Consider the following 17,004-nt stretch of genomic DNA (forward strand, 5'->3'; position numbering starts at 1 on the left):
GTTAGAATATGAATAGAAATGAAAAAGCATTGATACGTAAAGATATAAATGAAATAACAAGTTCAAAACGGGTTATTATTCCTATGACTATTGTACCGATTGTTTTGATTGTAATCATACCCCTAGCAATATTGATAGGTGCGAACTATATTGGAAATGATTCAAGTATGTTTACAAAGATAGCTCCTCTTATAAAAAAATTACCTTCTGAATATAAAACATATACTCCAGCCCAACTTTTAATAAAAATAACGATAGACTTTATGTTTCCATCATACTTTCTTATAATTCCAATAATGTGTTCAGGAGTTATTGGAGCCAGTAGTTTTGTGGGAGAAAAGGAACATAAAACCCTAGAGTCTCTGCTTTACACACCAATATCCATGGAACAACTGCTTAGAGCCAAGATTTTAGGTGTTTTTGTGCCATCTTACATCGTGACTTTGATTTCATTTATAGTATTTGGCATCATATTTAATGTAGGTGGTTTTATCTATTTTGGAGGACTTATTTTTCCAGATGTAAAATGGCTTATAATCATACTTTGGATTTCACCTGCAATCAATTTATTATCGTTAATATTTACTGTGATGGTATCGTCCAAATCAGAAACCTTCCAAGAAGCACAGCAAGTAAGCGGCCTTCTTGTCATTCCAGTGATTCTTATATTAGTGGCTCAAATGACAGGTGTACTTTTGCTCAGCAAAGTTGTAATGTTTATAGGTGGCGGTGTTCTCTTGATACTTGATTATATATTGATAAAGAGGATTTCCTCTAAGTTTATTCCTGAGAAACTGATTTAAATATATATTATTGATCTTTTAATTTTGTTTCTCACGTAATTAATTTTTATGTTTTTTGACGAAAGGGTACCAGTAAATATACTGAAAAAATATCATTTAAAAGAAATACACGAAAAAAACACCGCAAAATTCAGACTTGAATACTACGGTGTTTTAATAAATTATTTGTTTTTTCAGTTATTACGCTAAATAAGAATAATCGTTTAGTATATCTTATTACTTTACTTTATTTACATTCATATTATAATTCCCTATAAAATTATCATAATTTGCTGAAAGTCGGTAGCCTCCATCTTTGTCTATTACTAATTCTTTAGTACCGCTCTTATTTATTGGGAAGTCTTGAATCACTTCATTTTTGGAACAAATTAATTGAATTTTTAGCTCTCCTTCTTTTACATTAGAATCATATATAAATTTTACTTTATCACCTTTTTTTAAATCAAATGTTATTACGCTATTGCTACTTGATTTATGCTTAATATCATCTTTCATACAACCTAAAGAAGGAATCATACCTTTAGTAGACTTAAAAGAAGAACATCCTGCGGTAAAAGGTATTAATATAAATATTACTAATGTTATGCTCAATATTTTATAAACTTTCATATATTATATCCTTTCTATTATTACTTATTTAGCATCTAATATAATTCCGATCATAACTTAACTGCTACAGAAATTATAACATATAATTATAGTCCCTAGAATTCATTATATTTCTGATAAACTTTTCCCCATAACCCACTCATCCTTTTATAAAATAAAAAAATATATAATTTTACTACTTAATATTTTTGAATTGCGACGTAAAAAACACTGTAAAATTCAAATTTGAATAATACAGTGTTTTAATAAATCGTTCGTCTTTTCAGTTGTTACGTTAAATAAGAATGGCGCGAATTAGTTCAACTCTATACTTCAATCATTTTGTATTATTTTCTACTGCTGCTACTGCTTCAATTTCTACCAATTGATTTGTATATCCTAATACTGTAACTCCAGATAAGGTGCTTGGAACATCATGATTACCAAACTCTTTTCTTATTGTTTCCCATGCAGTTACCAAATCTGACTGATTTTGAGATACTACAAGAACTCTGGTATATACAACGTCTTCCAAAGTGGCCCCACAATCCTTCAGTGTTTCCTTCAAATTCTCTACACAAAGTTTTGCCTGAAGCTCATAATCACTCAAATTGGGTACTTCTCCGTCTCTATTAATGGGACATGCCCCCGCTAAAAATAATAAGTCCATTCCTGAAGGTATACGTCCAGCATAAGCATAATCTACTGGAGCTAAATTTGTAGAATGAATTAATGATATTTTTTTATTCATTTTGACTCTCTCCTTTTGTTCTAATATCTACGAGAAGAATTACAAATTCATTTTTAAAATAAATTTTATGTTCAATATCATTTTAAAGCTTCTATATTTTTTGAGAAAGATAATAATCATTTCTATATCATCTTTTACACAAAAGCTACCACACATTACAAGAGTGGTAGCTTTAGCCTACTTATCCTTTTTATATACAATTTTCTTAATACTACTATCTGAAAGGAAGAATTCTTCAGCCAGATTGCTAATTGATTGCCCACCTATATATTGGCTTAATATCTTTGCATTTCTAGCTTTTATATAATCTCGGCTTTTAGATTTTTCACCCCATCTTTTTCTCTTTTCAGGAAGGGAAGGGACGTATATATATTCACCTTGAATATACTTTTGAATTTCTTTAACTAAATCATCTGGTAATATTCTATCAATTCTTACATATTTCATAAAGCTCACTTCCTTAAATTTATTATTTAATTAAGGAAACAAAGCCTGTATATGTATGAATTTATTTATGAAAAGCGACTAAATATCTATCTCTGTGCAAATTGTCGCCCAAACTCATACCTACAGACTTTGCACAGAGTATTTTAAGCATTTTTCTATCCATGAGATTAATATTCATGATATCACACTCCCTATTTGTATTAAATCAATTATATTCTTTATTAAGATGATACGCATTTTTTTACTATTTTAACTTAACTAATGGTAATTATATCATATTTACACTGTCTTATATGGTTATTTTTGTAACAAAAGTAAAATATCTTGCCTTTTTAACACTGTATTATTCAATTTTCAAAGAGAATCGTTCGTATTTTCATTTTCAATGGTTCTGTCGCACTTATTTCAGACTGTGACATAAAAACACTCCAAAATTCAATTCGTGAATAATGCGGCGTTTTAGAATGATTCTTTTATATTTTGTACGCTGCTTTCAAAGAGTGTCATATTAAATATAACCCGTTACCTACCACACGTGTGTGGTATTCTTAATATATTAGCATCCATAAAATTTTAGATATTTTTCAATATTTGATTGTATATATTCAGCACTGTGATTACCAGGGAATACATGATTTTGAGAATTTATTTCTTTTTCTTTCAATATTTTATATAAAATTGAACAACCTTCATAAAATCTACCTTCATCCTTATCTCCAGCATCAAGATAGACATCAATATCAGAAGAAATATTATTGTTTCTTGCAATATATATTGGATCATATTTTTCCCATACACCCATGTCTTTATAATATGGTTTATCTTCCTCGTCAAGTTCCAGTTCCAAAGCAGGCATATGTCCTCCTACTTTTGAAAATATATGCTGATGTCGAAATGTATTGTGAAGAGCTATATACCCCCCAGCAGATGCCCCTCCTATATATCTTCCTTTTCTATCTTTTATAGTATTAAAAGTTTTATCTGTTAAAGGTACTATTTCTTTCATAAAGTAATCTTCATACATTCCTAAATTTATGATTCTATTATTGCCTCTAAGATCAGACACCTCTTTACAGATTAAGGATGAATTCAACCCTCGGCTGTTTTCAATTCTTGGACACGTAATTATCATAGGCTTAATTTCCCCATCTTTTATCATCCGATCAGCTATAGTGTTTATATCCATTTGAAACATTATATTTTCACTTCCACTTCTTCCATGTAGAAAATATAATACAGGTAGAGGAGTTAAACTATTATAGCATTCAGGTAAATACACCAACATTGACATTTCTTTACCAAGTATATTGCTATAAAAATTTACTTTTTCTACTTTTGATTTATTCATTTTTATACCACCCCAATTGAAATTTTGAACTTAAATTATATATTTATAATATCATCATTAACCATATTTATCATGAATAATCTTGCTTACTATTAGCATGATTTTGCTATCAATATTATTTTTTGCATAAAAATAAACACTTCTTTCTTAATTAGTAGAATAATTTTACTGTTCCCACTAGAACATACTTGTATTATAATAATTGTGTTACTAAAATTTAGCACAATTTTGATATGAGGATATAGATATGAATAATTGGCAAACTTATTATAATAAAAAAATGCCAGATCCAAATTTAGGTATAGATATATTCTCCTAGCAGAAAACTTCAAGAAAGGAATAACATTCAATACACATTGGCAGGAAAATCGGATACGAACTTGCTGTAAAATCTTTTATTTACCAATTAATTGTCCTCCTGTTAAGAAAATACATTAGTAAATTTCTAACTAGAAAAGAACTTATTTCAAAAGATAAAATGGTTAGTAAAGTTGAAGTGAACTAACCTACCAATTTGCTTATCTAAAATTCTAACCCCAAATAAGAGGTTATAGTAATGACTTTAGTAAGTTCATATAAATTAAAACTAACTAAAATTATTGTTTTTATTATATTAAATTTGTTTGCTAACGCAAATAGATTTGAGTGTAAATTTAATTCATATAAACATTATGAAAAATACAGTCTTTTTACATGCTACCGCATTAATTTTCTATCCAAAATTTTTTTGAAGTCCTTACTTAAAAGAATATAAATAACTAAAAATTTTTTATATACGTACAATGTATAAATATCTTAAAAAGGAGTTATTCTATCTTCCCTTAGTTTAAAAAATGGGGATATGTGGTGTAAAAGGCGTTTGAACAAGATTAGAGATTCTTATTTGTTTTTGCAAAATATATGTATGTTCCAAATTATTGTCTGAGCGTTCAGCGAGTTATGATTTGGAACCATATATTTTAAGAAAAAACAAATTAGAATCTCTTATTGAAGTGAATTGCCTTTATAACCGCATATCCCTTTTTTAAACTAAGGGTAGTATAACTTCCTGTTAAGTCGTAATTTCCTTATTTTCTATAGAAGTTCTTTATTGTTTCACAAACAAAATCTACTTCTTCTTCTTTTAATTCTGGATGTATTGGTAATGCTAAAATTTCTTTTGATACTTTTTCTGCCACTGGGAAATCTCCTTCTTTGTGACCTAAGTAGCTAAAGCATTTTTGCATGTGTAATGGAATTGGATAGTAGATACTGTTTCCTATTTGATTTTCTTTTAAGTGAGCTACTAATTCATCTCTTCTTTCAGCACGAATATTGAATACATAGTATACTGGTTTTTGATCTCCTTTTATTTTAGGGAATCTTATTTCAGATACATCTTTTAATCTTTCCATATACATATCAGCTATTTCTGCTCTTTTTTCAATAGCATTATTTATATATTTTAATTTTACTGAAAGTACAGCAGCTTGAATACTATCTAATCTTGAATTATATCCTATATAATCATAGTGGTATTTTTTAGATGCTCCATGAACTCTAAACATTTTAGTTTTTTCTGCTAATTCATCACTATTAGTAACTATCATACCACCGTCACCATATCCACCTAATGTTTTAGTTGGGAAGAATGAGAATATACCCATATCTCCTATAGTTCCTGAATGTCTATAACTATCTCCGTTTCCCTTCCATCTCATTCCGAAGGCTTCTGCTGCATCTTCTAAAACTCTTAAATCATGTTTATTGGCTATTTCCATTATTCTATCCATGTTATTCATTTGTGAAAATAAATGAATTGGAAGTATTCCCTTTGTTTTTGAAGTTATTTTTGATTCTATTTGATTTAAATCCATTTCAAAAGTTTCTTCATCTATATCTACAAATACAGGTGTTCCTCTGTGTTTAGCTATACAAGATGTGGATGCTAAAAATGTAAATGGTGAAGTTATAACTTCTGCTCCCTCTTCAAATCCTAAAATATGAGAAGCGATTACTAGAGCATCTGTACCTGATGCTACACCTATGGCATGTTTTGCTCCTGTATATTCTTTTATAGCTTCTTCAAAATTTTTAACTTGTGGTCCAAGTATAAAACTTCCGCTTTCTACCACATCAAATATTGCTTTATCAAATTCAGCTTTTTTTTCTCCATACTCTCTTTTAGATGTATAAAAATCAACTTTCATTAATATCACTCTTTCTTTATAAATTTTATCTAATGCTTAAAATATTTTAGTCATGTTAGTTGAAATGTTAAGTTTATCATCACTACTATTTTTAATAATTACACACTATTAAAATAATAGTAAATTTTCCATGTCTATAAATAATTTATAATCTATATAAATTAATCTGTTGTTGCAGTTAATTTAAATTTATTTCATAACTTTTTCTACTGCTGCTACAAGTTCTTTAGCTACATATTCTGCATCTTCCAATGATAATGTAGAATATACTGGTACAGAAATTTCGTTGATGTATTGAGCATATGCATTTGGATAATCTTCTATATTATATCCTAATTTTTTATATGCTGTAAACATTGGTAGTGGTTTAAAGTGTACATTTGTTGCTATATCTTTTTCTGCTAATATTGTTATTACTTCATTTCTTTGAGCTTCTGTAAATCCTTTTATTCTTAATGGATATAAATGATATGAAGTTTCTTTAGTTTCATCTTTTTTAAATGGGATTATAGCCCAATCATTTTCAGAAAATACTCTTGTATAAGTATCAAATATAGCTTCTCTTTTTCTTAATATTTCTTCGTATCTATCTAATTGAACTAATCCTATAGCTGCGTTTATATCTGTCATATTACATTTATATCCATCTGTTACTATGTCATATTCCCAAGCTCCAGCTTTCATTTTTGATAGAGCATCCTTTGATTGACCATGTAGAGATTGTAATTTGAAATCTTTAAATAGATCTTCTCTACCTTTAAAATTATTGTCACCAAAAGTTAAAGCTCCACCCTCTGCTGTTGTAAGGTTTTTCACTGCATGGAAAGAGAATACATGGAAATCCATTTGTGCTCCAACCTTTTGTCCTTTATAAATAGCACCTACAGAATGAGCTGAATCTGAAACTAAAATTATGTCTTCACGACCCTTTTCTTTTAACACTTGTTTAACTGCATCATAATCTACAGGTACTCCTGCAAAGTCTACTGTATATATTGCTTTAGTTTTTGGTGTTATGGCATCTTTTAATTTTTCTATATCTATTAAAAAGCTGTCCTTTGCTACATCTACAAATATAGGTTTTATACCTCTATGTAAAGATACACTAGCTGTTGCTGTATAAGTATAAGGAGTAGTTATTACTTCATCTCCTTCTTTTATATCAAAAGTTTTTAATACTAATTCTAATCCTGCTGTAGCACTATTTAATGATATAGCTTTATTTGCATCACAATACTTAGCTAAATTATTTTCAAATTGTTGTGTTTTAGGACCTGAAGTTATCCAACCAGATTTTAACACCTCTACTACTGCCTCTATCTCTCTTTCTGTAATGTCTGGTGGTGAAAATGGTATCTTTTTCATTGTAATCCTTCCCTTCATTTAACAATTAATATTTATTTAAAATAATTTTTTTTATTTTCTACCTTTAAAATATCCTGTATCTTTTGTTATATAAATATTTTGTTTTTTCTCTATCTCATGTTCTAGGTAATCATAAATTTTCTTTAAGTCCTTTGAACATAAGTTGGTCTTGTTATTTCCTGGCATGGAAAATATATAATCCAATATATATACAGGATCTGTTACCTTTAAGTTGTCTTTATATCTTTTTAGTTCTACCATATTAAAATATTTAGACACAATATTAAATCCATTCTCTAATTGAAAACTATCTGTTCTCTCCCAACTTTTACTAGTCAAATTATACATATGAAATTCAGATATTATATCTCTTATTTCTTTCATATGATTTTTACCTACAGTGGATGAGAATAAAATTCCATTATGTTTTAATACCCTATTTATTTCTTTTAAAGCCTTGGTTACGTTAGGTACATGGTAAAGCATATGATTTGCTATAACTACATCAAAACATTCATCTTTAAAAGTAATATTTTCTGCATCTACAATTTTATATTTAAATCTATGTTTATTTTTCCCTAAATTCTTTTTAGCGTCCTTTAGCATACCTTCTGAAAAATCTGTTAAGGTTATTTCCCAATTTAATGGTATATGTTTGAAATTTTTATTCCAAAGAGTAGCATCTCCGCAACCTAATTCTAATATTTTTATATTAGGTTTATGTTTTAAATCTTGGCTGTTTGTTTGAAATTCATCAGATTTATTTACCATTTTATTAGGATTTTCATATTTTAACATATTTATACTAAGCTCTTTTTTTAGCTGTTTAAAAAACCACTGCATCCAACCTTCTTCATTTGTACTAAAAATCTCATGAATAGCTATTCTTGCTTCTAGATTTGATGCATTTTCATATTGCTGAGTCCAGTTTTTATCAGAGTTTATAGCGCTTATTATATTTATAAATTTATCCCAGTCCATTTCTTTATTTGAATTTAGAGTATAAGCTGCTTCATCTATAGCCTTTATAACAGATTGTATGTGCTTTATTTTTTCCTTCATAATTTCCTTTTGAATTTCTAAAGACTTTTTAAAATCTTTATGATCCAAATCATATTTCATTATATTAGCTATATCTTCTAGGGAAAGCCCTATAAATTTAAGTGTTAATATTTTTTGTAGTTTACCAAAATCCTCTTTGCTATATAATCTATGCCCTAATTCATTATGATCACTAGGTACTAACAATCCAATCTTATCATAATATCTTAAAGTTCTTAGCGTAACTCCTGCTTTTTTAGCAAATTCTCCTGTAGTAAATAATTTTTTTGAGGTATCTTTCACATTAATCACCTCTGCAATAATATATCATGTATAGAAATTATTATTAATAATTTTTTGATTAAATATTATGCTTTATTATGGTTTTTAGAAACTTTTGTTATTCCAACAGTTTCATATACTTAGTTTTTACATCTCATATAAATATGTCAATATTTAATTTAAATTTTTTCTATTGCTACTATTACTTAGCTTTTATCTTTATATTATAAAGACAAAAGCTAATCCTTGCTACACACCTGGATAAGTATATTTAATTGTTTTTTATTAAAATTAAATAAAAAACAATTTTTACGCTCTAATTACTTTTATAAACCATTTAATAATCTTAAAAGTTCTAACAGCAATCTAACTATACAAAATTTCACAATAAATTAGTGTAGGATACACATCCTACACTAATTTATATTATTATATTAACACATGACGTAAGGTAATGAGCAAGAGTTATTTTAATTTTAATTCATCATATAATTGCTTTACTGATTTTTTTAAAACTGGATGTATGAAATTTTCATCTATATCACACAAAGGTTTTAATACAAATTCTCTATTTTCCATATCCTTATGAGGAATAATTAAATTATTTTTATTTATTATTAAATCATCATAAAAAATAATATCTAAATCTATAGTTCTAGGTCCCCATCTTCTTTCTCTTACCCTATCTAGCTGTTTTTCTATATCTAAAAGTACTTCTATTAAATCTTCTGGAGTTAAATTAGTTTCTATTCTTACTACTCCATTTAAAAAACTATCTTGATCTAATACTCCATAGGGTTTTGTTTCATATATAGGGGATACTTTAATTATTTTTATTCCTTTTTCTTCTATTTTTTCTAATGCCCTTTTTATGTGATTTTCTTTTTCGCCCATATTACTTCCAAAGGCCACATAAACTGTATGCATATTTTATCACTTCCTTAAGGATTTTATATATATGTCTATATCTTATTTATAGCACTCTCAAATTTTTGAAACCTTTTAATAAACAAAAATTTATATTTATTAACCATGATACCCATTAGATTGTCGTTCCATATTCTCTACAACAATATCATGAATATCACCTAATGAAGCACAATACTCAAGCACTTTCCATGGTGTATTTGTATGGAAATGAATTTTAATCAATTCCTCATCACCAACCGCAAGTAGGCAGTCGCCTTCAATGTTTTTTGTAATATACTCATTTATTTTATCTTCTGAAAGATTTTCTCCTTCAATTAATAACTGCGTATCAAATCTGTATTCAAGCATAGTTATTCTCCTTTTCCGTTTTACAAATTCTAATTTTCTCTTTTATTATATAAATTTATCTTACATACCTAAAAATCAGAAGATAGAATTTAAATTATAATTTAATTTTCATTATATTTTTTAGATTCTAAAATATATTTATATATATCTTTAAAATAATTTATATTTTTCTTACAGCTTCTAGCATTCTTATGGCTCTTATATTTTCTTTTACATCATGTACCCTTACCATTTGAAGTCCTGCATCTACAGCTAAACAAGATAAAGCTATAGTTCCTTCTAATCTTTCTTCTGGTACATCGCCTAAAACCTTTCCTATGATAGATTTTCTTGAGGCTGCTAAAAGTACTGGAAGATTAAAGCTTTTTAATTCTTCTATTCTGTTCATTAATTTTAGATTATGCTCTACAGTTTTTCCAAAACCTATGCCTGGATCTAATATTATTTTATCCTCTCTTATACCATGAGCTTTGCAGTAATCTATCCTCTCATTAAAATAAAAATGAATTTCTTTCATTAGATCCTCATAAACTGGGTCTATTTGCATATCCTTTGGTTTTCCTTTTATGTGCATAAGTATTACAGGTACATCATATTCTTTAACTACTTTCACCATATTTTCATCATACTTCATAGCACTTATATCATTTACTATATCCGCCCCTGCCTCTATAGCAGCCTTTGCTGTATTTGCTCTATAAGTATCTATAGAAATTATAGCATCCTTAAATTTATTCTTTATTTCTCTTATAACAGGAACTACTCTTTTTATTTCTTCCTCTTCATCTACTGGGTCAGAACCTGGTCTTGTGGATTCTCCACCTATATCTAAAATTTCTACCCCTTCTTTTAACATCTTTTCTGCTGTTTTTAAAGCATCTTCTATAGAGTTTTTTCTAGAACCCTCATAAAAAGAATCTGGTGTGCAATTTATAATTCCCATAACCCTTAAATTTTCATAACTTATTTCTCTTCCATCCTTTAAAATTGTTCTAACAACTCCATTATTTTTAATATAGTTTTCTAACTCCACTGCTATTTCTTGTATTCTAAAAAAAGTCATATATTTAAGTTTTCCTAATAATTTTTTATATTGTCTATCTGTTCCTAATAAAATTATATCCGAAGTTTCCACTTTGCAATTTACACAATATTTATTTATAGCGCAATCTCCACCTAAAGCCATTAGTTCTTGTTTTATTATATTGGCCGCAGGAGCTAATACGTTAAAAATTTTTAAAGGAGTAATGCTATTTTTATTCATAAATATATTTATACTACCATCATGAACTCCTATTTTACTAAGCTCTTCTGGGAAACTATTTTTATTTAATTCTATAATCATTTTTAATCCCCCTTCTTATAATAAAAATATTATATTTAATTTAAAGTATGTTATATAAAAACGCTTTACAATTGGTAAAATATTAAAGTAAATCAATATTAAGTTTGTATATGCTTACCAATTCCATTTACCTTATTATATAATCTTATTAAAGGCAAATAATTTTTTTAATATATTATTTATCTTTTATAGCTAATCTTATTTATTTCATACACAATATAATTATTTTATAAATTCTTTATTATTATCCGCTATAAACCACTCCGCTAGTTTCTGTTTCCTAAACTTCTATTTCATGTAAACTACAATTATTTCTTTTTAATTTTGAATAAAGTTTATCCCATATCCATACTGATATGTTTTCTACAGTAGGTTGGCTTATTATATCATTTATTATATATATTTAATTTTAGATTTAATATATACTATAATACATTAAAATATAATATATCAACAAAAACATACTATATAAATTTATAATATATTAATGGAAATTATATGCTATGAAAAATACACCATTTAATCAAGCCAACAAAACTTTATTAAAAATTTCATACTTAAATAAAAAATATTATATTTAAAATTAAATACAAAAAGACCAGGCTGTGGCACTAAGAATAAATGCTGCAATATATTGTGTTAACTTTAAACTGTAAAACAATATATTGTGCTTAAATTCTTTAATGCCACAGCCCCATTTTTAATATTTTTACTCTTAGAATCTTATTATGATTATTTTTTAAAACTCTGTTATTTTCTTAAACTCATAATTATTTTGTTCAAAGGCTTTTATTATCTTTTTTAAAGGTGAATTATCTTCATAAGTATATTCTACTGATCCATCCTTATTATTTTTAAATTTTATGAAACTAGATTCTATACTAGGATGATAGAAAAAACTACCTAATGTATTTTCATCTAAATTATTTATATTTTCTATAACTTGATCTGCTTGTTTTATACCATCAACATAATCTAATGGAGTTGGTATATATGTTACAGTTCTTCCATTTGATTCTCTTTTTCTTATATTATTTCTAGCTGCAAATTTAGGTGGTTCATACATATAATTAAAATATTGTTCTATTACTCTAGCTTCTTCATCTGTAGCTGCATAATGAGGACTTTCAAAGAATCCTATAGGTATATCTAAAACTTTTGCACTTTGTATAGCTTTCTCTACTCTTTCTCTTATGGCAGCTTCATCTGTATTTGTACTACCATCAAATTCTATGGCATCTATACTTACTGTATTTCCTGCTTGATGAGTGTATCCATGAAGACCTATAATACCTCCTCTATCAATAAAATAGTCTAAAGTATATATGAAATTAGCATTGTGCATATTAAAGTTTTTAGATAAATCATCATCTATACCCTTTGTAGGATCTATATATCTTGGAACCCATGCCACATGAAAAGGTATATTTTTAGAGTATAAATAATCTGATATTATTCTTAATCTTTCTAATGCTTCTGGTGTTTTGTATCTTTGTTCAGAAGTTATGTCCTCAAGTCTTACAAAGGATGGTTTTCTTTTTGCATCTTTATTGTTATCTAATTTTTTAGCTTTGTCTTCTTTATTATTATATAAAATTATTGTTTTTTCAGCTTCATTCCAATTTGCTTTTAATCCTATTATTTCATTAAAATCAAATAAAGACGTATACATTATTTCATCTTTTAAAATTGGTGATTTTCTAAACTTATATTTTTCTCCAAAAATGTTAGCTAAATTTTTATCTATATCTATTTTTTTATTATTAATTTCTATATTAAATTTACCATCTTTTATTGTATAATTTATACCCATCTGATCTAAAACATTATTAACTGGAACATAATATCTATTCTTATCCATATATATTGGTAAGTTTAAGTTTAATACTTTATCTTTATATTTTAACTTAATATCACCTTTGCTTAATTTCAATCCTGAAAATTTAGCATATCTTTTTTCTTTTATTTCAGCTTCATTTTGATTATTATTTTTCACCTTTGCTTTAGTATCTTTATGACCTACAAAAAAATAACCTCCAATAACTATTAATAAGCAAAGTAGAATAAGTACTAAACTACTAGTTTTTTTCATAATGCATTCTCCTTAAATCCTTCTAAAGTAAAGCATAAAATTTGTAATATATATTTTCAGCTTAAAACTTTACAATTATGTAATTTTAAAATTCCCCTTAACTTTATACAAAAGTCATCCCTAATATGTCTATCCCCCTTCTTAGAAATAATATATCCAATATTTTCTTTGATTTTATTTTATAATAAATCCCTTCACAATTTAGTTACAATTAATTTACAGTTTAGTTTAAAAATAAAAGTCAAAAATATAAAATAAAAAATCACTATCAAAAATTCATTAAATAATGCTGATATACATTACTTATTTTTGATAGTGATTTTCTACATATTGGTGAAAAGATAAAGGTTTTTGCTAACTTCACCTAAATTTTTATTAATAAGTATCTAGTTTTAATCTATAATTTATTAATAAATTATAGATATTTTTAATAATATTTTATTAATTACAAATTTACTATTTTAGTATTAGTAATAATTTATTTATAATTTTAATATTATTTTATTGACCACTTACTTGGCTTTTAACTTCTTGAATTTGTTGCTCTGAAGCCTGACCTGCTGGCATATAAAATCCTTTTTGTTTTGCCATTTTATAATAATCATATTGTTTTGTTTCACAGTTATTTCTCATTTGTTGAATTTCCTGTCTTAACTGTTGATTATCTGTTTCAGAAATTGCAGTAGCATATCCTGTTAAACTACTTTTTAACATTGATAATGTATCGTTTATCATTTCTTTATCTTGCATGACTATACCTCCTTAAATATTCTTAGATTATCCTAAGTATCCCATTAATTTTTGTTTTGTATTTTCAGCATCTTGTGCTGATTGTTGAAACATTTGCTTTACTTGTGAATCTTGTGCTTGTTGTGCATAAGTATTTAATTTTTTACAAGCAGTTTCATGACTTCCTATTAAATGTCTTAAGTTTTGAAGTTCTAATTGAGTTAATTGCATTTTTTAAACACCTCTTTTCAAATATTACAATAGTAGTTTTAACTAAAAAAAGATATATATTCGAAAAACTGCACAAAAAAATAATTTACTAATTTGCATTTTACTACTTACTTTCTTTTTTAGGGAACCATCCTTTTCTTACTCTTTCCTTTTGTTGAAATATCTCTAATATTCCCCACAAAAAAGTAAGACCACCTATTCCTAGTCCTCCTGATAAATAAATATTATCTATTATTAACGATAACACTATAAGTGATATTCCTAATATTAAAAAAACCGGCCAAATCTTAACTCCAAAATGGTATTCTCCTTTTATTACAATAACATGTCCTATTCCTGTGAAAAACAACATAAATATTCCCATAATTATACCTGTAAAATTCATTTTTCTCTCTCCTTCATGCATGATACCCATTTTCTATATTACTAATATAGATATAGATATAAGTAATATCTTTATATGCTTTTAATTTTTATAATTTCTCCCAGAATATAAGTAACTAACTCTAAATGCAGAATTATATTTTTACTATATACAAAATTTTTGTATATATTTATTTTTTAATTTTCATTAACATAACTTCATTTATTATAAATTAATCTGTTGTTTCATCTATTTTACACGTGAACAAGTTCTAAAGATCCTATTATATTCACGTTATTTATTTTTGATTTTATATTTTTATATTCATCTTTATGTATTGCTGCTATTACAGTAGTAGCTGGTCCATTAGATTTTTTAATATCTATTGGTATATTCTCTTTTAATTTTAGTTTTAAATTATTATTTTTTGCTAAAACATTTGACTCATATAATATTCCTTTAGATCCTACTGGTACAATTTCATAAACTCTTGGATTTTGTAATAATTTTTTTATATCATCATAGTCTACTATTTCTTTATCATCATAAATATTAATTTCTTGTCCTACTTTAGGTAATCCCACAGATATTAATAAAACCTGCCCTGCATAATTATTTTTATTATTGCTCTTATTCACATTGTTAATCTTTTTTACACAATTATCCACTATCCCTAGTACAGTTATCCCCAGAGCTGTAGAAAAACTTGGAAAATTTTCTTCTGTACTTCCTGTTAAAACCACTTCATTAATACTAGCCTTTTTTAATTCACATTTTATACCTTCAATTATTTCCTTACCTGTAGGATCCATTTCACAACACACTGCATTAGCTACCGTTACTATTTCTGCACCTGTGCACATAACCTCTAAAATACCTACTCTAATAGCAAATTTCCCTGTATAAAAAGCTGGTATTTTTAATATATCATTTTTTTTAGCTCCTATGCTACCACAGCTATCACAGGCCACAACTAAAGTTTTATCTTTATCTAAAGAAATCAATGTTAAATCTCTTATCTTTTTTACATCCATAAAACTGACTCCCTTTCACAAAAGTTTTACATTAAATTACTTTTAAGTTTTAAATGCTTGTTCTAGTTAAATTGATCTTACAAAATCATATTTTGTGAATTAAATCAACTGACTGTAAGATTGGCTCAAAGTTTAACTTAACAAAATATAATTTCTACAGCTATTTTAACTAACAGAAGATTAAATTATATAAACTTTAACAATCATATATTACTGCTACTACATCATTAGTAAAATCAATAAAAATGTTATTTCTCCTAACTCATTACAAGCTCCTAAAGTATCTCCTGTAAGTCCATTTATCTTATTCAAACATAATAAATATAAGATATATGTTATTAAAAGTACTGATATAAATGGAATTATTGCAGATTTTATACCTAAAAAATATGTACTTATTCCTAAAGTTATTATGGTAATACAAAATACTATAGCTTTGCTCATATTTCCTATAAATATATTGCCTGATCCATTCTTTTTAGCAGTTTTGTTTGATAAGCATAAAAATAATATACTTATTCTTCCTATTATAGGTGCTAAAATTATGGCTATACTATATCCTTTTATAACCAAAGAATAAAGCAATTGATATTTTAATAATAAATCCATTACTAAGGCTATGGTTCCATATGAACCTATTCTACTATCCTTCATAATTTCTATTATTCTTTCCTTATCTCTTAAAGAAAAGAATCCATCACAGGTATCTGCTAAACCATCAATATGAAGCCCTCCAGTTATTATGGCTGTAAATAAAATTAGTAATACTATTATCACATTGGTAGGCAGGAAATCTTTTAGTGCTAAATATATTAAATATTCTATTCCTCCTATAATAAAAGCCACTACTGGAAGAAAAAATGCCCCCCTTTTAAAATTTTCTTTTTTACATTCTAAATTTTTATTTATGGGTATCCTAGTAAAAAATTGAATCATCAATAAAAAATCATTTAAAATACTTTTCATTCTTTCACCTCTTTCTAATTATATACTTTAGTTATGCAAAATAAAAATCTAAATTGGTAAAACTACCAAAAAATAAATATGGCATACTTTCTCTCACTGTGTTATATAAAAGTTACCATACAAATATAAACACAGGAGGTAAAAAGTATGC

The 17,004-nt window shown here is 26.6% G+C and carries 17 protein-coding genes and 1 pseudogene; 1 reads left to right on the forward strand and 17 read right to left on the reverse strand.

The genetic code is table 11. The features are described 5' to 3' along the window. Positions 1 to 8: 8 nt before the first annotated feature. Complete coding sequence (locus NGI68_RS03905; RefSeq protein WP_251860162.1) at positions 9 to 803, forward strand: ABC transporter permease subunit; 795 nt, start codon at positions 9 to 11, stop codon at positions 801 to 803. A gap of 216 nt (positions 804 to 1,019) precedes the next feature. On the opposite strand, the gene NGI68_RS03910 is transcribed toward NGI68_RS03905, so the two are convergent. The 17 genes and pseudogenes from NGI68_RS03910 to cobS all read right to left on the reverse strand — a co-directional run bounded on the left by NGI68_RS03910 (position 1,020) and on the right by cobS (position 16,853). Next, positions 1,020 to 1,412, reverse strand: coding sequence for a hypothetical protein (locus tag NGI68_RS03910; RefSeq protein WP_251860163.1), 393 nt, complete (start codon positions 1,410 to 1,412; stop codon positions 1,020 to 1,022). Positions 1,413 to 1,728: 316 nt separating this feature from the next. Then, positions 1,729 to 2,142, reverse strand: coding sequence for a RidA family protein (locus tag NGI68_RS03915; protein WP_251860164.1), 414 nt, complete (start codon positions 2,140 to 2,142; stop codon positions 1,729 to 1,731). Positions 2,143 to 2,319: 177 nt separating this feature from the next. After that, on the reverse strand, positions 2,320 to 2,589 hold the full coding sequence (locus tag NGI68_RS03920) for a CD3324 family protein (protein WP_045538963.1): 270 nt from the start codon (positions 2,587 to 2,589) through the stop codon (positions 2,320 to 2,322). A 556-nt stretch (positions 2,590 to 3,145) separates the two neighbouring features. Next, positions 3,146 to 3,937, reverse strand: coding sequence for an alpha/beta hydrolase (locus NGI68_RS03925; RefSeq protein WP_251860165.1), 792 nt, complete (start codon positions 3,935 to 3,937; stop codon positions 3,146 to 3,148). Positions 3,938 to 5,004: 1,067 nt separating this feature from the next. Next, entirely contained in the window at positions 5,005 to 6,126 is a 1,122-nt protein-coding gene (locus tag NGI68_RS03930; protein ID WP_251860166.1) for a DegT/DnrJ/EryC1/StrS family aminotransferase, read from the reverse strand. A gap of 189 nt (positions 6,127 to 6,315) precedes the next feature. Beyond that, a complete protein-coding gene (locus NGI68_RS03935; RefSeq protein ID WP_251860167.1) occupies positions 6,316 to 7,491 on the reverse strand; it encodes a DegT/DnrJ/EryC1/StrS family aminotransferase in 1,176 nt (391 codons plus the stop codon). Positions 7,492 to 7,542: 51 nt separating this feature from the next. Then, positions 7,543 to 8,835 carry a MerR family transcriptional regulator gene (locus NGI68_RS03940; RefSeq protein ID WP_251860168.1) on the reverse strand — a complete coding sequence of 431 codons (1,293 nt, stop codon included), beginning with the start codon at positions 8,833 to 8,835 and terminating at the stop codon, positions 7,543 to 7,545. 444 nt (positions 8,836 to 9,279) lie between these two features. Beyond that, positions 9,280 to 9,741 carry a 2-amino-4-hydroxy-6-hydroxymethyldihydropteridine diphosphokinase gene (folK, locus tag NGI68_RS03945; RefSeq protein WP_251860169.1) on the reverse strand — a complete coding sequence of 154 codons (462 nt, stop codon included), beginning with the start codon at positions 9,739 to 9,741 and terminating at the stop codon, positions 9,280 to 9,282. A gap of 99 nt (positions 9,742 to 9,840) precedes the next feature. After that, positions 9,841 to 10,092 (reverse strand): fatty acid kinase subunit FakA-related protein, encoded by a 252-nt coding sequence (locus tag NGI68_RS03950; protein ID WP_043031604.1) that lies wholly within the window; start codon positions 10,090 to 10,092, stop codon positions 9,841 to 9,843. A 160-nt stretch (positions 10,093 to 10,252) separates the two neighbouring features. After that, positions 10,253 to 11,437 (reverse strand): dihydropteroate synthase, encoded by a 1,185-nt coding sequence (gene folP, locus NGI68_RS03955; protein ID WP_251860170.1) that lies wholly within the window; start codon positions 11,435 to 11,437, stop codon positions 10,253 to 10,255. Positions 11,438 to 11,717: 280 nt separating this feature from the next. Next, positions 11,718 to 11,831 (reverse strand): annotated as a pseudogene (locus tag NGI68_RS16920) (6-carboxytetrahydropterin synthase); the annotation flags it as partial. 345 nt (positions 11,832 to 12,176) lie between these two features. Further along, the gene (locus NGI68_RS03960) at positions 12,177 to 13,529 is read right to left on the reverse strand and encodes a DUF2334 domain-containing protein (RefSeq protein ID WP_251860171.1); all 1,353 of its coding nucleotides are present in this window, start codon (positions 13,527 to 13,529) and stop codon (positions 12,177 to 12,179) included. Between the two features lie 501 nt (positions 13,530 to 14,030). Then, entirely contained in the window at positions 14,031 to 14,279 is a 249-nt protein-coding gene (locus tag NGI68_RS03965) for a spore coat protein (RefSeq protein WP_251860172.1), read from the reverse strand. A gap of 27 nt (positions 14,280 to 14,306) precedes the next feature. Beyond that, the gene (locus NGI68_RS03970; RefSeq protein ID WP_251860173.1) at positions 14,307 to 14,489 is read right to left on the reverse strand and encodes a DUF1657 domain-containing protein; all 183 of its coding nucleotides are present in this window, start codon (positions 14,487 to 14,489) and stop codon (positions 14,307 to 14,309) included. A gap of 103 nt (positions 14,490 to 14,592) precedes the next feature. Beyond that, complete coding sequence (locus NGI68_RS03975; protein WP_251860174.1) at positions 14,593 to 14,874, reverse strand: DUF4491 family protein; 282 nt, start codon at positions 14,872 to 14,874, stop codon at positions 14,593 to 14,595. A gap of 233 nt (positions 14,875 to 15,107) precedes the next feature. Next, a complete protein-coding gene (locus tag NGI68_RS03980) occupies positions 15,108 to 15,887 on the reverse strand; it encodes an AIR synthase related protein (protein WP_251860175.1) in 780 nt (259 codons plus the stop codon). 219 nt (positions 15,888 to 16,106) lie between these two features. Continuing rightward, positions 16,107 to 16,853, reverse strand: coding sequence for an adenosylcobinamide-GDP ribazoletransferase (gene cobS / locus NGI68_RS03985; protein ID WP_251860176.1), 747 nt, complete (start codon positions 16,851 to 16,853; stop codon positions 16,107 to 16,109). Positions 16,854 to 17,004: the final 151 nt, after the last annotated feature.

The sequence above is a fragment of the Clostridium sp. Marseille-Q2269 genome, assembly GCF_943736985.1.
Classification (GTDB): domain Bacteria; phylum Bacillota; class Clostridia; order Clostridiales; family Clostridiaceae; genus Clostridium_F.